The sequence below is a fragment of the Streptomonospora sediminis genome (assembly GCF_054778995.1).
Window position 1 is genome coordinate 141492 of sequence record NZ_BAAGYZ010000036.1, and the last position, 17989, is coordinate 159480.

General features: G+C 71.6%; 15 protein-coding genes. 8 read left to right on the forward strand and 7 right to left on the reverse strand.

What is annotated here, in order from left to right:
* Nucleotides 1–110: 110 nt before the first annotated feature.
* Together ACYVD5_RS09625 and ACYVD5_RS09630 are read left to right on the forward strand one after the other, a co-directional pair.
* Nucleotides 111–395, forward strand: a complete 285-nt coding sequence (locus ACYVD5_RS09625; RefSeq protein WP_461000601.1) for a type II toxin-antitoxin system Phd/YefM family antitoxin — start codon at nucleotides 111–113, stop codon at nucleotides 393–395.
* The gene (locus ACYVD5_RS09630; RefSeq protein ID WP_461000602.1) at nucleotides 395–706 is read left to right on the forward strand and encodes a type II toxin-antitoxin system RelE family toxin; all 312 of its coding nucleotides are present in this window, start codon (nucleotides 395–397) and stop codon (nucleotides 704–706) included. The genes ACYVD5_RS09625 and ACYVD5_RS09630 overlap by 1 nt, the downstream gene beginning before the upstream one ends.
* 13 nt (nucleotides 707–719) lie before the next feature.
* Here the strand turns inward: ACYVD5_RS09630 and ACYVD5_RS09635 are convergent, their stop codons facing one another.
* A complete protein-coding gene (locus ACYVD5_RS09635) occupies nucleotides 720–1043 on the reverse strand; it encodes a DMT family transporter (protein ID WP_461000699.1) in 324 nt (107 codons plus the stop codon).
* A 193-nt stretch (nucleotides 1044–1236) separates the two neighbouring features.
* Here ACYVD5_RS09635 and ACYVD5_RS09640 point away from each other — a divergent pair, with 193 nt between their 5' ends.
* On the forward strand, nucleotides 1237–4266 hold the full coding sequence (locus ACYVD5_RS09640) for a bifunctional [glutamine synthetase] adenylyltransferase/[glutamine synthetase]-adenylyl-L-tyrosine phosphorylase (RefSeq protein ID WP_461000603.1): 3030 nt from the start codon (nucleotides 1237–1239) through the stop codon (nucleotides 4264–4266).
* Nucleotides 4267–4379: 113 nt separating this feature from the next.
* Here ACYVD5_RS09640 and ACYVD5_RS09645 read toward each other — a convergent pair whose 3' ends face one another.
* Nucleotides 4380–4715: a hypothetical protein gene (locus ACYVD5_RS09645; RefSeq protein WP_461000604.1), complete on the reverse strand. Its 336-nt coding sequence runs from the start codon at nucleotides 4713–4715 to the stop codon at nucleotides 4380–4382.
* Between the two features lie 184 nt (nucleotides 4716–4899).
* Nucleotides 4900–5679, reverse strand: coding sequence for a hypothetical protein (locus ACYVD5_RS09650; RefSeq protein ID WP_461000605.1), 780 nt, complete (start codon nucleotides 5677–5679; stop codon nucleotides 4900–4902).
* Between the two features lie 353 nt (nucleotides 5680–6032).
* On the opposite strand from ACYVD5_RS09650, the gene ACYVD5_RS09655 reads away from it, so the two are divergent.
* Together ACYVD5_RS09655 and ACYVD5_RS09660 are read left to right on the forward strand one after the other, a co-directional pair.
* Nucleotides 6033–6338: a hypothetical protein gene (locus tag ACYVD5_RS09655; RefSeq protein ID WP_461000606.1), complete on the forward strand. Its 306-nt coding sequence runs from the start codon at nucleotides 6033–6035 to the stop codon at nucleotides 6336–6338.
* A 179-nt stretch (nucleotides 6339–6517) separates the two neighbouring features.
* A complete protein-coding gene (locus ACYVD5_RS09660) occupies nucleotides 6518–9550 on the forward strand; it encodes a helix-turn-helix transcriptional regulator (RefSeq protein ID WP_461000607.1) in 3033 nt (1010 codons plus the stop codon).
* A gap of 74 nt (nucleotides 9551–9624) precedes the next feature.
* Here the strand turns inward: ACYVD5_RS09660 and ACYVD5_RS09665 are convergent, their stop codons facing one another.
* A complete protein-coding gene (locus ACYVD5_RS09665) occupies nucleotides 9625–11403 on the reverse strand; it encodes an NAD+ synthase (protein ID WP_461000700.1) in 1779 nt (592 codons plus the stop codon).
* A 291-nt stretch (nucleotides 11404–11694) separates the two neighbouring features.
* Here ACYVD5_RS09665 and glnA point away from each other — a divergent pair, with 291 nt between their 5' ends.
* Nucleotides 11695–13056 (forward strand): type I glutamate--ammonia ligase, encoded by a 1362-nt coding sequence (gene glnA, locus ACYVD5_RS09670; protein WP_461000608.1) that lies wholly within the window; start codon nucleotides 11695–11697, stop codon nucleotides 13054–13056.
* Between the two features lie 73 nt (nucleotides 13057–13129).
* Here glnA and ACYVD5_RS09675 read toward each other — a convergent pair whose 3' ends face one another.
* Nucleotides 13130–13852: a response regulator gene (locus ACYVD5_RS09675; RefSeq protein ID WP_461000609.1), complete on the reverse strand. Its 723-nt coding sequence runs from the start codon at nucleotides 13850–13852 to the stop codon at nucleotides 13130–13132.
* 646 nt (nucleotides 13853–14498) lie between these two features.
* On the opposite strand from ACYVD5_RS09675, the gene panB reads away from it, so the two are divergent.
* Complete coding sequence (gene panB / locus ACYVD5_RS09680) at nucleotides 14499–15341, forward strand: 3-methyl-2-oxobutanoate hydroxymethyltransferase (RefSeq protein ID WP_461000610.1); 843 nt, start codon at nucleotides 14499–14501, stop codon at nucleotides 15339–15341.
* A gap of 186 nt (nucleotides 15342–15527) precedes the next feature.
* Nucleotides 15528–16565, forward strand: coding sequence for an LLM class F420-dependent oxidoreductase (locus ACYVD5_RS09685; RefSeq protein ID WP_461000611.1), 1038 nt, complete (start codon nucleotides 15528–15530; stop codon nucleotides 16563–16565).
* A gap of 127 nt (nucleotides 16566–16692) precedes the next feature.
* Here the strand turns inward: ACYVD5_RS09685 and npdG are convergent, their stop codons facing one another.
* A complete protein-coding gene (gene npdG / locus ACYVD5_RS09690; RefSeq protein ID WP_461000612.1) occupies nucleotides 16693–17379 on the reverse strand; it encodes an NADPH-dependent F420 reductase in 687 nt (228 codons plus the stop codon).
* A 180-nt stretch (nucleotides 17380–17559) separates the two neighbouring features.
* Nucleotides 17560–17967: a hypothetical protein gene (locus ACYVD5_RS09695; RefSeq protein WP_461000613.1), complete on the reverse strand. Its 408-nt coding sequence runs from the start codon at nucleotides 17965–17967 to the stop codon at nucleotides 17560–17562.
* Nucleotides 17968–17989: the final 22 nt, after the last annotated feature.

Genomic DNA, 17989 nt, shown 5'->3' on the forward strand with positions numbered 1-17989 from the left:
CGCCTTCCCCAACGGGAAGCGCGCGGCCCGCGGCTTCGGCATGGGGTGTACGAGTACAAGAAGATCAGAATCAAGGTCTTAATAGCGACCAGTGCAGGATCCTAGATGCCATGGATACCGTCCCCATCACAGAAGCAAAGAGTCGGATCGCCGAACTGACCGACCGGGTGGCCCGGGAACACGATCACTTCACGATCACGCGCAACGGACGCGCCGACGTCATGCTGATCTCCGTCGCCGAGTACGAATCGATGCAGGAGACTCTGGATGTGCTGACTGACCAGGAAGCGCGTGCCGACCTCCGGCAGTCCGAGGAAGACGTCGCCAACGGCGATGTGTTCTCGCTCGACCAGGTTCGCGCCGAAGTCGAGCAGCGCCGACGCGGAACCATCTGATGGCCGCACGCCGAGAGCGGTCGGCCAACGAGAACAGCGGCCGGGCCCCATACGAGGTTGTGTTCGCACGCGAAGCACGCCGGAACATACACGAAGACATCCCGCTCGAGATTGCCTCCGCAGCCCTGGAGACCATCGAGGGGGCGATCGCTGTGAATCCTCAACGAGTGGATAAACCTCTTGGCGAGCCGTTTGACGGCTACCATTCAGCGCGCCGCGGAACCTACCGAATCCTCTACCGGATCGACGAGGCCAAGCGCGTCGTGCAGATCGAATCGATCCGCCACCGCCGGGACGCCTACCGCCGGTGATCCGCACGGAACTTCAGTGCGACCCGCCCATTTCCAGGGCCAGTACCCCCGCGATGACCAGGACGACGCCGCCCACCTGGATCCAGGTCAGGCTGTCGCCGAGGAAAACCGCGCCGATGATGGCGACGAGGGAGACTCCCAGCGCCGCCCAGATGCCGTAGGCGATCCCGATGTTCATGCCGCGGTTGAGCACCTGTGCCAGCAGCCAGAACGCCACCCCGTAGCCCGTCAGCGCGATCGCCGTGGGCACCAGGCGGGTGAACCCGTCGGAGAAACGCAGCGCGACCGTGCCGGTTACCTCGGCGGCGATCGCGCTGATCAGGAGCAGCCACTGCATCGGGAAACGTCCCCTTTCGTCGTCTGCACCGCTGACCGCGCCGCTGTTCGCCCGCGCCGCGGATACCGTGCCCAAGGCCGATCGCACCGCGGCCATACCGGCCCGATTTCGGCCGATTCAGCCTATCTGGGTGCGGGGTCGGCGGCGGCCACCGGCTAACGTGAGCAGGGTGGGGACCCGGGAGACTTTCACCATGACGGCAGGCGCACTGGCGCGGCGCGGATTCGGCGACGGTGCGCGGGCGGTGCGGCTGATGAGCGACGGCGGCCTCGATCCGGACCGCCACTTCGACCTCATCCACGAGCTGGGCGCCGCCCCCGACCCCGACCAGGCGCTACTGGGGCTGAGCCGGCTGCTGGAAAGCTGCGCCGACCCCGCCGAGCTGCTGGAAACCCTGTGCGCCGATCCCGACCTGCGCTCCCGGCTCACCAAGGTGCTGGGCGCCAGCGTCGCCCTCACCGACCATCTGGTGCGCCACCCCGACGACTGGCGCGAGCTGCGCGGCGCCGACGCGGCCCGCGCCCCGGGGCCCGATGAGCTGCGAGCCGGCATGCTGCACACCGTCGGCGCCGACCCCAATGCGGGCACGGCCGACGGCACTGCCGCGCCGGTGGCCGCCGCCCGGGTCAGCGACCCCGACGGTCCCGCCCACGCGCTGCGCGTGGCCTACCACCGGCGGGTGCTGCGCCTGGCCGGACGCGACCTGACCGGGGCCGCCGACCTGGAGGCGGTCGGCGCCGAGCTGGCCGACCTGGCCGCCGCCGTCCTGGATGCCGCGCTGGCGATCGCGCGGGCCGAGGACCCCGATCAGGCCGCCCTGTGCCGCCTTGCGGTGATCGGCATGGGCAAGTGCGGCGGGCGCGAGCTGAACTACGTCAGCGACGTGGACGTGGTCTTCGTGGCCGAGCCCGCTGATGGTGTCGACGACGGGCAGGCGGCGATGCGCGCGGGTGCGCGCCTGGCCGCGGCGGTGATGCGCATCCCCGGCGAGACCGACCGCGAGGGCACACTGTGGCAGGTCGACGCCGCGCTGCGGCCCGAGGGCAAGAACGGGCCACTGGTGCGCCAGCTGTCCGGCCATGTCGCCTACTACCAGCGCTGGGCCAAGACATGGGAGTTCCAGGCGCTGCTCAAGGCGCGCCCCATCGCAGGCGATCGCGCCCTCGGGGCCGCCTACGCCGAGCAGATCGAGCCCATGGTGTGGCGGGCGTCCAGCCGCGAGAACTTCGTCGACGACGTCCAGTCGATGCGCCGCCGCGTCGTGGCCCACATCCCGGCCGCCCAGTCCGAACGCGAGATCAAGCTCAGCCGCGGCGGGCTGCGCGACATCGAGTTCTCGGTCCAGTTGCTGCAACTCGTGCACGGCCGCAGCGACCCGGCGCTGCGCTCCGGCAACACCCTCGACGCACTGGAGGCCCTGTCGGCGGCGGGCTACGTGGGCCGCGAGGATGCCGCCGGGCTCGCCGACGCCTACCGTTTCCTGCGCCGGGTCGAGCACCTGCTGCAGCTGAGCAGGCTGCGCCGGACCCACTTGCTGCCCGATCCCGACAGCCCCGACGGGGCCGAGCAGTTGCGCCGGCTCGGCCGTGCCCTCGGGTTCACCGCCAACCCCATCACCGAGTTCATGGCGGCCTGGCGGCGGGTGGCCGGCGAGGTGCGGCGGCTGCACGAGAAGTTGTTCTACCGGCCGCTGCTGCACGCGGTGGCCAAGCTGCCCGACAGCGAGGCGCGGCTGACCCTGGAGCAGGCCGGCGACCGGCTGAGCGCGCTGGGCTTCGCCGACCCGGCAGGCGCCCTGCGGCACCTGAAGGCGCTGACTTCGGGGGTGTCGCGGCGGGCGGCGATACAGCGGACCCTGCTGCCGGTGATGCTGGGCTGGTTCTCCGACGCACCCGATCCCGATTCCGGGTTGCTGGGCTTCCGCCAGGTCAGCGAGGCGCTCGGCGGGACGCCGTGGTATCTGCGGCTGCTGCGCGACGACGTTCGGGTGGCCGAGCGCATGGCGTGGCTGCTGGGCACCAGCCGCTATGTGACCGAACTGCTGCTGCGGGCGCCGGAGTCGGTGGCCGTGCTGGCCGACGACGCCGAACTGGTGCAGCGCTCACCGGAGACCCTGGCGGCCGAGGCCGACTCTGCGCTGCGCCGCCACGACACGGCTGAGAACGCGGTGGCCGCGGTGCGCGCACTGCGCCGCCGCGAACTGCTGCGCACCGCGATCGCCGACCTGCTGGAGGTCTCGCCGGTCGAGGCGGTCGGCGACGCGTTGACCTCGATCACGGCCGTGACCATCGAGGCGGCCCTGCGCGCCGCCCGCGAGCAGGTCACCGCCCAACGCGGCGGCGACCCGCAGACCCGGCTGTGCGTGGTCGCGATGGGGCGTTTCGGCGGTGGGGAACTGACCTACGCCAGCGACGCCGACGTGATGTTCGTACACGAGCCGGTGCCCGGTACCGACCCGGTGGCGGCGACCGAAACCGCCAACGCCATCGTGCGCGAGCTGCGGCGGCTGCTGGAGATGCCGGCCGCGGACCCGCCGCTGCTCCTGGATGCCGGGCTGCGCCCCGAAGGGCGGAGCGGCGCGATGGTGCGCACGCTGGACTCCTACGCCGCCTACTACCGGCGGTGGTCCTCGCCCTGGGAGAGCCAGGCCCTGCTGCGCGCCGCCCCGATCGCCGGCGACCTGGCAGTCGGCGCCCGGTTCACGGAGATCGCCGACCCGCTGCGCTACCCCGAAGCGGGTGTCGGCGACAACGCGGTACGCGAGATCCGCCGGCTTAAGGCCCGGATGGAGGCCGAGCGGCTGCCCAGGGGCGCCGACCCCGCGCTGCACACCAAGCTCGGCCGGGGCGGCCTGTCCGACGTCGAGTGGGTGGCGCAACTGCTGCAGCTCCGCCACGCCCACGACGTTGCCGACCTGCGCACCACCGGCACGCTGGACGCCCTGCGGACCGCGGTGTCCCACGGCCTGCTCGACGAGGAGGACGGCACGATCCTGGAGACCGCCTGGCGCCTGGCGGCCCGGGTGCGCGGAGCGGTCATGCTGGTGCGCGGCAAACCGTCCGACTCCATCCCCAAGTCGCTGCGCGACCAGGCGATCCTCGCCGGCGCGCTGGGTTACCGCGACGGCGAGGACGAGGGCCCGGTCGGCCGGATGATCCAGGACTACCGCCAGGCCACACGCCGGGCCCGCGCGGTCATGGAGCGGGTTTTCTACGACGGTTGAAGTGTGGCCGGAGAGCCGGGGGCCGCCGGGCGGGGTGTACCCGGTAGGCCCGGTTCGGCCCGGCTGGGCCCGGATCGGTCCGGCTGGGCCCGGATCGGTCCGTCCGGTTTGACCTAGACGAACACCGCCACGCCGACGTTCACGACCGCCAGCGCACCGGCGGCGATGGCCATCCGCTTGTCGGGCTTGCGCACGTTGAGGATCGCCACAACGACGACGGCCACCACGACGACCAACTTGATGCCGATCTTCATGTGGTTGACGGGGTCGTCGCCCATTTCAGCGAGGCCGGTCAGCAGCAGTCCGGTCACCAGCTGCAGCAGTGAGCTGTGCAGAATACTCTTCGGCCCGGACCGGTGCCCGGTGATGAGCTGGATCATGAATCCCGCGATGATTCCCGCCATCCCCAGCAGATGCAGGAAGAGGAGTACGGAGTTAAGGAAGTCCATGCCCCGACACTACTACGGCTTGTAGTAGCTAGCACCGTTGTGCTGACACACTGCCATTACATTTCGGCAGCTTCGAGGTAGTGCGGCGGCGACCATGCAGACATGCCCGGGTTCGGCGCTGAATTTGGGCATTTCTCCATGATCGTTGATGCTGGGGGGCGGCCCGCGCCACCACACCACCGGGCTATTCCCGCTGTTGCTGGTTCGGGCGGATGCGGTGCCACACGACGATGGCCGCCGCGACCGTCGCGAAGGCGATCAGGATGGCGGTCAGGATGCTCACCGCGGTGAGTACGAGTTTGGGCGCCGAGACCGCCGACGCCTGCTTGGCCAGCGCCCGTTCGACGCGGTTCGCGTCGGTGGCGCAGGCGACCGGGGGTGCGTCGGGTTCGGTTTGGGCGCAGACGGTGGTGGCCACCCGCCAGAGCCGCTTGCCGGACTCATCCAGCCGCACCTGCACCCTGCGCCGGGCTTCGGCGCCCGCCGCTATCGGGACGCGCCAGGTGGCGACTCCGCCGGTCGCGATTCCGTCGGCCCCTACGTCGACGAACCGCGCCTCCGCCGAAAGCCGCTGGGAGACGATGGCCTCCGCCGCCTCAGCGCTGTTGTTGCGCAAGGTCAGCGTGTAGGTGGCCTCTTCCCCCGCGGTGATCTTGTCGCGGTCGTCGCTGATCCGGACGGACAGCGCACTGCCCTCGACCGCCCCGGCGCGTTCACCGCCACCCGGCTCGGCGGCGGGCACGAGCGCCGCCGCGACCGAGGGTGGGACACCCGGCGCGAAGGCGGCCGAGGCCCCGGCGCCCGGTCGCACCGGCTCGGCTTCCCCCGCCCGCGGCGCCGGGGAGCCGTCGGCGACCGGCGCAGGCGCCGCCGCCGTCCCGCCCGCAGCGGCCGCCGCCGCCAGGGCCATCGCCGCCAGCACCGCACCGCAGCGGCGGGCTAAGTTCTCGACTCCCTCGGCCACGTTCACCAACTCCCGCGAAGGTTCTCGCCGCCCCTTGTTGCAAGCGGCCGCAACCACGACAACTACGCGCGTCCGATCGAGAACGGAAAGTGACACGCCTACGGGGAGTGATCCGGCGGCGTGCGGGCCGCGGCGCGGCTTAGCGGGTTCTTAGCCCGGTGGCCTGGAATCCCGGCGCATTCGCCGCCGCCCGGGCATCCGGATAAGGCATTCACCCGATGTGGCCGCCCCCGTCTTAGCGCGAACGTGGTGACCACCGGGGACGAGGCCGCCGGAGCCGGCAGGGCCGGCGATCGGCACCTCGCGAAAAGCCCCACCACCGAATGCCCGACCATCGAAAGGCAAGGCCGACCATGCATCCGGACTTCCTCCGCGCTGCCGCCGACGACCGGATGGCCCATCGGCGCCGGCAGGCGCAGCAGAGTGCGCTGGGCCGCGCGCTGCGCACCGCCGCCACCGCACTGCGCAGGCGCGGCGATGGCCCCGGCGGCGGGCGCCAGGCCGCGCAGCCGGACCAGCCACCGCCCCTCCCCCGCACCGCGGCAGGCGGCGACGCACTCCGGGCCGCGCCGCGGCCGAGAGGAGGCGACCGGCCGTCCCAGGCCACCGGCACCGCCGAACCCGCCTCCACCGCTACCCGTGTCCCGGCCGCACACTGACCCCGACGCCCGGCCGGACCGGCGCGGGCGGGCCACCGTTGTTGCCGCGCAGCGTGCCTGTGCTGCAGCGCCACCGCGGCCCGCGCCGACCGCTCTGCCCCCGCTGTCACACCCGCTCCTGCATCCCACCCCAAGATTGAAATAGCACAAACGCCCCATCTATCGGCATACTTGACAGCATGTCTCCGGTCGGCTCCAGCCCCGTGTTCATCGGGCGCAAGCAGGAACTCCACACGCTGCTCGACCTCGCCCACGCGGTGCGATCGGGTGGGGCCGCGGCGACCGTGCTCGTTGGCGGCGATGCCGGGGTCGGCAAGTCGCGGCTGATCGCGGAGTTCACCGACCGCGTCCCCAACGGCCGCGTCGTCGCCGGCGGGTGCCTGGAGTTGGGTGTCGATGGGCTGCCGTTCGCGCCCTTCGTCAGTGTGTTGCGCCAGATCCTGCGCACCCACGGCCGGACGGTCTTCGACACGCTCGCCCAAGGGGACATCCAGGAACTCGCCCGCCTGCTGCCCGAGCTGGGGGCTCCGCCCGACGATCGCCGCGAGGCCCGCGGGCTGCTGTTCGAGCAGGTGCTGCGCCTGCTGGCCTCGGTCGCGGGCACCGACGGCCTGACAGTGGTCATCGAGGACCTGCACTGGGCCGATTCCGCAACCCGCGACCTGCTGGTGTTCCTGCTGCGCAACCTCGACACCGCCGCTGTGCAGATCGTCGCCACCTACCGCGGTGACGACCTGCAGCGCGGCCATCCGCTGCGGCGCCTGCTGCTGGAGCTGGAGCGGCTGCCCACCGTCACCCGGCTGGAGCTGGGTCCGCTCACCCCTGAGGAGGTGGCCGAGCAGGCCGCGGCCATCCGCGGCAGCGAGCTGGCCCCCGACGAGGCCGCGGCGCTGTTCGACCGCACAGGCGGCAACCCGCTGTTCGTGGAGTCGCTGGCCGCACAGCGCGACTTCGTCGGCGCCGACATCCCCGAGCGGCCGCGCGAACTCCTGCTGGCCTCGCTGGACGGACTCGACGAGGCGCACCGCCAGGTGCTGCGGGTGGCTGCGATCGGCGCGGTGAGCGCCGCACACATCGAGCACGAACTGCTCGCCCATGTCGCCGGGCTCGGCGAGGACGACCTGAACGCCGCGCTGCGCGCCTTGGTCGACACCAACGTGCTGCGCATCGACGGCACCGGCTACCGCTTCCGGCACTCGCTGCTGCGCGAGGCGGTGCACGACGAGCTGCTGCCCGGCCAGCACACCCGGCTGCACCTGCGCTTCGCCGAGGCCTTGGATGCGCTGCCGGACGCGGTACCGTTCCAGCGCCTGGCCGCCGAACAGGCGCACCACTTCCATTCCGGCCACGACCTGCCGCGCGCGCTCAGCGCCGCCTGGTGGGCGGCCGTACGCGCCGGCGAGGCCCTCGCTTTCGCCGAGGAGCTCCACATGCTTCAACGCATCCTGGAGTTCTGGGAACGGGTGCCCGATGCCGTCGAGCGCGTCCAGGGCCACAGCCACGTGCAGGTGGTCTCGCGGGCGGCGGCCGCAGCGATCGAGAGCGGCGACTTCTTCCGGGCGCGGGCGCTGTGCGACTCCGGGCTGGCCGAAATCCCCGAGGGCGCCGACGATGAACAGAGCCGCAGCGACCGGGCGGTCCTGCTGCGGCGGCGCGGCCAGGCCCGCACCCAGATCTCCGACGGCGACGGGATCTCCGACCTGGTCGAGGCCATGGCCGTACACCCCCCGCACGATCCGAGATACGGCTTCGTGCTGTCGCTGCTGGCGCGCGAGGCAATGCTGCACCAGGAGTCCTTCACCACCGACCACCCCGACCTGCGCCGGCTGCGGCAGATATCCCCCACTCCGCTGAGCACGACCGACCTGGCGACCGAGGCGATCCGCCGCTCCCAAGAGGGCGGCGACACCTGCGCCGAGGCCGACGCGCTGCTGACCCTGGGCACCGCCCGGATGAACGACGGCCGGTTCGAGCAGGGCCGGGCGACCTTGGAGCGCGGCCTGGAGTTGGCGCACGAGCTGCAGGACCCGTCGCTGGAATCGCGCGGCATGGCCAACCTGGCCCACTACATGCGCGAACGCGGGCTGCACGAGGAAGCGCTCACCTGGTTGGACACCGCCATGGAGCGGCTGCGCGACCTGGGGCTGATGAGCGCCAGCGGCCCGTTCGTCGCGTTGAACGCCGCCGAGACCCGCTTCGACATGGGCGACCTCGCCGGTTGCCGCGAACTGGTGCGGCGCAGCCTGTCGTGGTCGCCTTCCCCGGCCCACCGCGTCTATCTGGCCACCGCCGACATACGCGCCGCTGTGGCCCAGGGCGATGTGCAGGGTGCCCGCCGCAGTGCCGTTTACATCGACCCCGATTGCACGGCCGGCCATTCGCGCATCCACACCATGCAGCTCAGTGTCGGTGCCCTGATCGACCTGTTCCTGGCCGAGCGGGACTTCCCGCGGGCGCTGGCGCTGGCTGGCAAGGCGCTGGAGCGTATCGACTTCGGCCGGTCGCCCGGCTACGGGTGGATGGTGCTCGACCGCATCGCCGAGACCCTGCGCCAAGCCGCCGCGCTGCCGGGAGGCGGGCCGACCGGGGCCGCGGAAGTCGGCGCGAGCACCGCCCGCACGGCCGCCGGCCTGCGCACCGACGGACCGGTCCAGGCGGCCTTTCGCGCGGTGGTGCGCGCCCGGCTCGCCGCAGTCCCCGGCGCAGCAGGCGCGGGCGGCGGCAACGGGGCGGTTGCCGCCGACCCCCTCACGGCGGTCGAAGCATGGCGGGCCGCGGTCGAGGCGTGGAACGGGATCAATATGCCGCTGCACCGGGCCGAGGCGCTGCTGCTGGCGGCGCAGTCCGAGCTGGCCGCCGACCGCGGCGCGCAGGTGGGCGACCCGCTGCGCGAGGTCGCCAAGCGCGCTGCGGAGCACGGCGCCGCGGTACTGGAGGGGCGCGCCCGCGAGCTGGCGCGGCGCACCGGTGTGGCGCTGGATGCCGCCACCGGCGCGGCGCAGGCACCGGCGGAGCCGCCGGCCGGGCTGACCCCGCGCGAAGCGGAGGTGCTGCGGCTGGTGGCCCGCGGCTACACCAACGCCGAGATCGCCGCGGAACTGTTCATCGCGGCCAAGACCGCCAGCGTGCACGTCTCGCACATCCTGGCCAAGCTGGAGCTGCCCAACCGCGCCAGCGCCGGTGCCCGGGCACACGAGCTTGGCCTGGCCTGAGCCGCCGGCCGCGGCTCGGGCAAGCCGCGGGTGCGCGGCTGCGGCCGCCGCACACCGCGGTGGCGCACCCCGCGTCAGTCCCGCGGTGTCCAGCGGTTGGTGATGGGCAGCCGGCGGTCGCGGCTGAGGTTGCGGGAGCTGATCTTGGGCCCCGGCGGGTATTGGCGGCGCTTGTACTCGGCCCGGTCGACCATCCGGATGACCCGTTGGACCAGCTGGGGGTCGTAGCCGGCGGTGGTGAGTTCGCGCAGCCCCTTGTCGGTGCCGATGTAGGCGTCCAGCAGGCCGTCGAGCAGGTCGTAGTCGGGCAGCGAGTCGGTGTCGACCTGGCCGGGGCGCAGTTCGGCGCTGGGCGGCTTGGTGATGGAGTTCTCCGGGATCGGCGGGGTGCGGCCGGAGCGCTCGGCCTCGGCGTTGCGCCAGTGCGCGAGTTCCCACACCAGCGTCTTCCAGCAGTCCTTGATCGGCGCGAACCCGCCGACCGAGTCGCCGTAGAGGGTGGAGTAGCCGGTCGCGAGCTCGCTCTTGTTGCCGGGGGCCAGCACCAGGTGGCCCTCCTGGTTGGACAGGCTCATCAGCAGGGTGCCGCGCACCCGCGCCTGGAGGTTCTCCGCGGCCAGGCCGTCGAGGCTCATGCCGTCTTCGAACGCCGCCACGATCGGCGCGATCTCGACGGTGCGGGCGGTGATGCCTTGGCGCCGGGCCAGGTCCTCGGCGTCGGAGACGGAGTGCCCGCTGGAGTACTTGCTGGGCAGCAGCAGTGCATACACGTGCTCGGCACCGAGCGCGTCGACGGCGATGGTGGCGGTCAGCGCGGAGTCGATGCCGCCGGAGACCGCGATGGCGGCCGATCCGAAGCCGTTCTTGACCGCGTAGTCGCGTACCCCCACCACAAGGGCGCGGTAGACCTCGCCGACGTCGGAGGCGGGGTCGGCGCGGGGGGTGAGCAGCGGCGGTTCGGGGGCGTAGGGCGCCACCGGGTCCGCGGAGACGGTGTGGCGCACCACCTGCACGCCGTCGGCGGGTTCGTCGGGTTGGCCCGGCTCTCCGGGACGGCCGGGGCCCGCGCCGGTGCCCTCGCGGGCGGTCGCGGCGGGCAGCGCGAGGTCGGTGACGAACACGCCGTCCTCGAACTTGGGGGCGCGGGCGATGAGCTCGCCCTCGGCGTCGACGATCAGCGAGTCGCCGTCGAAGATCAGTTCGTCCTGGCCGCCGCTCATGTTGACGTAGCCGACCGCGGCACCGATCTCGCGGGCCCGGCGCTGGCACAGTTCCAGCCGGACGTTGTCCTTGTCGCGCTCGTAGGGCGAAGCGTTGATGGTGACGAGCATGCCCACGCGCGCATTGCGGGCCGCTGCCACCGGGCCGCCGCCCTGCCAGAGGTCCTCGCAGACCGCGAAGGCGATGTCGATGCCGTGCAGCCGCACCACGGGCAGGGTCTCGCCGGGGACGAAGTTGCGGGACTCGTCGAAGACGCCGTAGTTGGGCAGGTGGTGCTTTGCCGAGGTGATTTCGACCCGGCCCCGGTGCAGCAGCGCAAAGGCGTTCTGCGGGGCGCCGGCGGGCTGGCCGTAGCGTTCGCCCACGCCCGCACGCCGGCTCAGGTAGCCGACCGCGACCGGTAGTTCGCCGAGCCCTTCCTGCTCCAGCTGTTCGGCTAGGGCGCGGACGGCTTTGACGGACGCCGATACGAACGAGTTGCGCAGCGCGAGGTCTTCGACCGGGTAACCGGTCACCACGAGTTCGGGGAACACCGCCAGGTGCGCACCCGCCTCGTGCGCGCGCCGCGCGCGGTCGACAACGAGCCGTCGGTTGCCGCCGAGGTCGCCGACGGTCGGGTTCACTTGCGCCATCGCGATTCTGAGCTGGGCCACGCTCCGAGCCTAGTAGGTGGGGTGTCGGAGTGCGCGGCCCGGCTCCCCGTCGGCGCACGGTGGCGGTGGGCGGGACTGCGTAGACTGAAGTCCGCGGCCCGGCGGCGCGAGCTGCGTTAATGCAGCGGAAACCTGCAGCGTGCACACTGGCGGTGGAACACCGCTGTTCCGCCGCACCGCTGCAGTACCGCAAGCCCGCACCACACCCGCGCGCCGGCCCGCGATGGCGCGCGCGGTTACGACAACGAGGGACGACGAGGAAGGTGGCTCGTGAACCGACAGCAGGAATTCGTGCTCCGCACCCTGGAGGAGCGCGATATCCGGTTCGTCCGACTCTGGTTCACCGATGTGCTCGGTTACCTCAAGTCGGTCGCCGTTGCTCCGGCCGAGCTTGAGGCCGCCTTCACTGAGGGCATCGGGTTCGACGGCTCGGCCATCGAGGGTTTCGCCCGGGTCTATGAGGCCGACATGCTGGCCCAGCCCGACCCCTCGACATTCCAGGTGCTGCCCTGGCGCAACGAGCCGCACGGCACGGCGCGCATGTACTGCGACATCCTCATGCCCGATGGCAGCCCCAGCTACGCCGACCCCCGCCACGTGCTCAAGCGCCAGCTCAGCAAGGCCTCCGACCTCGGGTTCACGTTCTACACCCACCCCGAGATCGAGTTCTACCTGCTGAAGAAGAAACCGGAGTACGGCGAGTTCCCCGAGCCCAACGACTCCGGCGGCTACTTCGACCACACTCCGCACAACAGCGCGCACGACTTCCGGCGCAATGCGATCAACATGCTCGAGGCCATGGGGATCTCGGTGGAGTTCAGCCACCACGAGGGCGGCCCCGGCCAGCAGGAGATCGACCTGCGCTACGCCGACGCGCTCACCACCGCCGACAACATCATGACGTTCCGGCTGGTGATGAAGGAGGTGGCGATGGAGCAGGACGTCTACGCCACCTTCATGCCCAAGCCGTTCACCGAGTACCCGGGCTCGGGCATGCACACCCATATGTCGCTGTTCGAGGGCGAGCGCAACGCGTTCTACGAACCGGGCGCCGAGTACCAGATGTCGAAGGTGGGCCGCGGTTTCATCGCCGGGGTCCTGCGCCACGCCGCCGAGATCACCGCGGTCTGCAACCAGTGGGTGAACTCCTACAAGCGGCTGTGGGACAACGCCGCGGCTTCGGCGGGTGCGGGCGGCGAGGCCCCCGCCTACATCTGCTGGGGCCACAACAACCGCTCGGCCCTGGTGCGGGTGCCGATGTACAAGCCGAACAAGAGCAACTCCAGCCGGATCGAGTTCCGTTCGGTCGACACCGCCTGCAACCCCTACCTGGCTTACGCGATGATCCTGGCCGCCGGGCTGAAAGGCATCGAGGAAGGCTACGAGCTGCCGCCCGGCGCCGAGGACGACGTGTGGGCGCTGACCGATGCCGAGCGGCGCGCGCTGGGGATCGCCCCGCTGCCGCAGAGTCTGGACGAAGCGATCCGGGCGATGGAGAACAGCGAGCTGGTGGCCGAGACCCTGGGCGAGCACGTCTTCGACTTCTTCCTGCGCAACAAGAAGGCGGAGTGGGAGTCGTACCGGCGCCAGGTCACGCCGTATGAGCTGCAGCGCTACCTGCCGACACTGTGACCGTGCCGCGCTGCGCCGGCCCGGCCGCGCGCAGCGCGCGCCCGTGCTCCGGGGCGGCGCAGCGCGGTCGGGGTTACTCGCCGTCGAGGAACTTCTCGCGGACCGCGTAGACCGCGGCTTCGGTGCGCGAGTGCAGTTGCAGTTTCTCCAGGATGTTGCGCACGTGGTTCTTGACCGTGTGCTCGGAGATGAACAGTTCTTCGGCGATCTCCTTGTTGTTCAGGCAGCGCGCGACCCCGCGCAGGACCTCGGTCTCGCGGCCGGTCAGGTGCGGCGCCGGCACGCGGCGGGCGCGGCCGCCGTCCTTCTTGGCAAGTGCGGTGAACTCGCCGATGAGCTTGGTGGCCATCGACGGGGTGATGAAGGACTGCCCGCTGGCGATGGCGCGTACGGCAGCGGGTAATTCGTCGACGGAGATCTCCTTGAGCAGGTAGCCGGTGGCGCCCGCCTTGAGGGCCTCGAAGAGGTCGTCCTCTTCGTCGCTCATGGTCAGCATGACGATTTTGGCGCTGGGGACCATCCCCTTGATTCCGGTGCAGGCGTCGATGCCGTTGCTGCCGGGCATCCACACGTCCATCAGCACCACGTCGGGCAGCAGGTCGGCGGCCGTGCGCACGGCGTGCGCACCGTCGCCGGACTCGCCGACGACGTCGATATCGGGTTCGTCGTCGAGCACCGAGACCAGCCCGCGCCGGAAGAACGCATGGTCGTCGACGACCAGGACCCTGACGGGCGGCGCCTGGGTGGAAACTTGGGCGGCGTAGGCTGTATCCGGGGCGGGGGGGTGCCCACTCACAACGGAAATCCCTTCCTGGCGCGAGGCGGCCGGGTACCTGCTATTCGGGTTCGCGGCTGGTGAAACCCGCGGAGTGCACCGCCGCACGTCCGGTGCGCGATGCGTGGTTCCGGAGGCCGTTGTGCGGAACAGTTTATGGCATTGGTCCGCACATCGATAGTGGCTGCGGCCCTGCCGATGCGGCACGTTGACCGACATTGCCCTGGCTCAACCAATCCTCCGGACAATATATCCTCCAAGTGCACTCCTTCGTCCATTTCTGCTTATTCGCGACTGTTTTGCAGTGGTTCCCAGTGGTTTCCACCCGCCACTGGAATTCTTTCCCGCCGCACATAGGAGCGGCGCGGCTCCGTTCGCATTGCGCTTTGCTGCGCCGGCGGCACCCCCTCTTGACGAATCTCGGACAGCACACCGCCCGCCGGAGCCAACACGGAACCCGCAGCCGGTGCCGTCCCAGCCGCCGCGGCCCGCGCCGGACCGGACCGCTGCACGGGATGATCCGGGAGGCCGGTGGAGTTGGCACACGGTGAAAGCCGCGAATGCTGCTATGGGATGATGAATCCGCCGACGGCGCCCAGTGCCGCCGGGACTGTCCGACACCGTCCGGAGACGCCGCAGCCGCGCTTCGAGACACCGGAGGAGAGACATGAGCACAACCCCACCCACCCCCGCTCTCTACGGGGGGACGGCCAACCGCAGGGTCAGCGTCCGCGACATCCTGCGGGCCAAGGAGAACCACGAGCGCTGGCCGATGCTCACCGCCTACGACGCCCTCACGGCGCGCGTCTTCGACGATGCCGGGATCCCGGTCCTGCTGGTCGGCGACTCGGCGGCGATGGTCGTCTACGGATACGACTCCACCCTGCCCGTCACAGTCGACGACCTGCTGCCGCTGACAGCGGCCGTTTCGCGCGCCACCAAGCGCGCGCTGGTAGTGGCCGATCTGCCCTTCGGCTCCTACCAGGGCTCCCCCGAACAGGCCCTGGAGGTCGCCGCGCGGTTCATGAAGGAGGGCCACGCCCAAGCCGTGAAACTGGAGGGCGGCCACCGCGTCGCCCAGCACGTCGAAACGCTGGTGGCCGCGGGCATCCCGGTCATGGGCCACATCGGCCTCACCCCGCAGTCGGTCAACACGCTCGGGGGTTACCGGGTGCAGGGCCGGGGCGAGGAAGCCGGCGCCGCCCTGCTGGCCGACGCCAAGGAACTGGAGCGCTCCGGGGCTTTCTCGGTGGTAATGGAGTGCGTGCCCAGCGAGCTGGCCGCCCGGGTCACCGAGCAGCTGAGCATCCCCACCATCGGTATCGGCGCCGGGCCCGACACCGACGCCCAGGTGCTGGTGTGGCAGGACATGGCCGGGCTCAGCCCGCAGGTGGCCAAGTTCGTCAAGGCCTACGCCGACCTGAACGAGACCCTCTCGGCCGCGGCGCGCAGCTTCGCCGACGAGGTGGTGCAGGGCACGTTCCCCGACGCCGACCACTCCTACAACTGACCGGTCCCGCCGACCGGCCTGCGCATCCCCGCGTCCCCGCCCCCGCCGGATCGCCGCCGCCGGCGAGTGCGGGGCGCGGACCCGCGGGACCGGGCGCGCCGGGCCCGGCAGCGCAACCGAACGTTACTCGGTAGTAGAGTTTGCCGGGTCCGGGATCGCCCCACCGCGCAAGCCAAGGGAGGCACGATGCGCATCTCCATGCCGCTGCAGTACGCCGGCGAGCCCAAGCCGGCGGTGGACCAGGTCGCCGAGCTGGAGAAGGTCGGACTGGACACCGTGTGGGTGGCCGAGGCCTACGGCTACGACAGCCCCACCCTTATGGGCTACATCGCCGCGCGCACCGAACGCGTACACATCGGCTCGGCCATCCTGCCGCTCTACACCCGCACCCCCAGCCTCATCGCGCAGACCGCCGCCGGGCTGGACTACCTCTCCGACGGCCGCGCCGTGCTCGGGCTCGGCGCCAGCGGCCCCCAGGTCATCGAGGGCTGGCACGGCGTCCCCTACACCAAGCCGCTGGGCCGCACCCGCGACATCGTCGAGATCTGCCGCAAGGTCTGGGCGCGCGAGGAGCGCCTCACCCACGACGGCCGCGCCTACACCCTGCCGCTGCCGCCCGAGCAGGGCACCGGGCTGGGCAAGCCGCTGAAGATCATCAACCATCCCCCGCGCAGCTCCGTGCCGATCTTCGTGGCCTCGCTGGGCGAGAAGAACGTGGCGATGACCGCCGAGATCGCCGACGGCTGGCTGCCCCACCTGTTCATCCCCGAGCGGGCGGATGCGGTCTGGGGCGAGTCGCTGGCCCGCGGCAAGGCCAAGCGAGACCCCGCGCTGGGCGACCTGCAGATCTCCGCGGGTGGCCTGCTGGCCATCGGCGAGGGCGAGGAGACCCGCAAGCTCGCCGACTTCACCCGCCCGATGATCGCCCTCTACGTCGGCGGCATGGGCGCCAAGGGCAAGAACTTCTACAACGACGTCGCACGCCGCTACGGCTACGAGGACGCCGCCGAGCGCATCCAGGACCTCTACCTGGCCGGTAAGAAGGACGAGGCGGCCGCCGCCGTGCCGGACGAAATGGTGGAACTGACCAACCTGGTCGGCCCCGAGTCCTACGTCCGCGAACGCGTCGCCGCCTTCCGCGCGGCCGGGGTCACCCACCTCAACGTGACACCGGTCGGCGACGACCCGGTCAAGCTGATCGAGAAACTGCGCTCCATGGTGTGACGCACGGCCCCGGCGCCGCGCATCCGGCGGACCGGCCGCGGTCCGGTGACCGGGTCCGCCATGCGGCCCCCGGTGCCGGGCCCGGCGGCCGCATGCGGCGGCCAGGCCCGGCAAGCCGATCCATCGACTAGACGTCGGTGATGCGCAGTCCCGCGTGGGCCTTGTAGCGCCGGTTGACGGCGATGATGTTGGCGGTGAGCGCCTCGACCTGGTGGGCGTTGCGCAGCCGCCCGCCGTAGATCCCGCGCATGCCCGGGATCCGGGCCGCCAGCGCGCGCACCGTGTCGGTGGCCGAGCGGTCGTCGCCGAGCACCAGCACGTCCAACTCGATCCGCTCCACCGCCGGGTCAGCCATCAGCGTCGCCGAGACGTGGTGGAATGCGGCGACCACGCGGCTGTCCGGCAGTACCGCCTCGGCCTGCTGGGCCGCGCTGCCCTCCTCGACTTCCAGCGCGTAGGGGCCCTTGCCGTCGAAGCCCAGCGGGTTCACGCAATCGACCACGAGTTTGCCCGCCAAATCGCCGGCCAGCGACTCCAGCAGCTCGCGGTGCCCCTCCCAGGGGACGGCGACGATGACGATGTCGCAGCTGCGGGCCGCCTCGGCGTTGCCGGCGCCACTGACGGGCAGGCCCGCGCCGAGCTGTTCGGCGGCGTTGCCGGCGCGTTCGGCACTGCGCGAACCGATAACGACCCGGTGTCCGGCCATCGCCAGCCGCAGCGCCAGGCCGCTGCCCTGGTCGCCGGTGCCGCCGAGGACCGCAACGGACAGTCCGGATACGTCGGGAAGGTCGTATGGGGATCTCTGCTCTGCCATAGCCCGATCCTGCCAGGCAATGGGCCGTGTGCGGGCAGCACGGTGGTGTTCCGCGGGTCACCCGCCCGGCACCGGCGCAGGGCAGGCCGCGCAGGCGCCGCCGTGCGGAAACGCCCGCCCCGGCTGCTGTGGGATTCGGGCGTTTCTGCACGGCGCATCAGCGCGCCGGGGGTCCAGTGCCTAGACGATGCCCAGCGCGCGCAGTTCGCGGCGTTGGCGCCCGGCGCGGGCCAGCACGGAGACGGTGCGGCCATCGGCCGTGCCGTGGTCGGGCAGGCCGTTGGCGCGCTGGAACTCCGCCAGTGCCCGCCGGCGTTCTTGGGGCGGTGCGGCGGCGTCGAGCGCACCGGTCTCGATGAGCAGCGCGCGCACGTGTGCGGGATCTGGTTCGGGGACCAGGCTGCGGGCGGCGCCGGCGTCGAACAGCGCCTGCAACGCCGGCAGCACCGCGGCGAACAGCCGCCGCAGGCCGGTCCGGCTTGCGCGGTCGGCGCGGTCAGCGCCGGAACGGCCGTGCACCCGCCCGGTGCCGGCGGTATCCGCGCCGGGCTGCCGTGTCCGGTGGTACGGCGGAGCGATCGCGACCATCTCGGCCTCCTTGCCCGGCAGA

Excerpts from the sequence above, each read along its gene's own strand:
- ACYVD5_RS09695 (WP_461000613.1), bottom strand. The coding sequence starts at position 17,967 with ATGGTCGCGATCGCTCCGCCGTACCACCGGACACGGCAGCCCGGCGCG.
- ACYVD5_RS09665 (WP_461000700.1), bottom strand. The coding sequence starts at position 11,403 with ATGGCGCAAGTGAACCCGACCGTCGGCGACCTCGGCGGCAACCGACGG.
- ACYVD5_RS09635 (WP_461000699.1), bottom strand. The coding sequence starts at position 1,043 with ATGCAGTGGCTGCTCCTGATCAGCGCGATCGCCGCCGAGGTAACCGGC.
- ACYVD5_RS09640 (WP_461000603.1), top strand. The coding sequence starts at position 1,237 with ATGACGGCAGGCGCACTGGCGCGGCGCGGATTCGGCGACGGTGCGCGG.
- ACYVD5_RS09655 (WP_461000606.1), top strand. The coding sequence starts at position 6,033 with ATGCATCCGGACTTCCTCCGCGCTGCCGCCGACGACCGGATGGCCCAT.
- ACYVD5_RS09685 (WP_461000611.1), top strand. The coding sequence starts at position 15,528 with ATGCGCATCTCCATGCCGCTGCAGTACGCCGGCGAGCCCAAGCCGGCG.
- ACYVD5_RS09645 (WP_461000604.1), bottom strand. The coding sequence starts at position 4,715 with ATGGACTTCCTTAACTCCGTACTCCTCTTCCTGCATCTGCTGGGGATG.
- panB (WP_461000610.1), top strand. The coding sequence starts at position 14,499 with ATGAGCACAACCCCACCCACCCCCGCTCTCTACGGGGGGACGGCCAAC.
- npdG (WP_461000612.1), bottom strand. The coding sequence starts at position 17,379 with ATGGCAGAGCAGAGATCCCCATACGACCTTCCCGACGTATCCGGACTG.
- ACYVD5_RS09625 (WP_461000601.1), top strand. The coding sequence starts at position 111 with ATGGATACCGTCCCCATCACAGAAGCAAAGAGTCGGATCGCCGAACTG.
- ACYVD5_RS09660 (WP_461000607.1), top strand. The coding sequence starts at position 6,518 with ATGTCTCCGGTCGGCTCCAGCCCCGTGTTCATCGGGCGCAAGCAGGAA.
- ACYVD5_RS09630 (WP_461000602.1), top strand. The coding sequence starts at position 395 with ATGGCCGCACGCCGAGAGCGGTCGGCCAACGAGAACAGCGGCCGGGCC.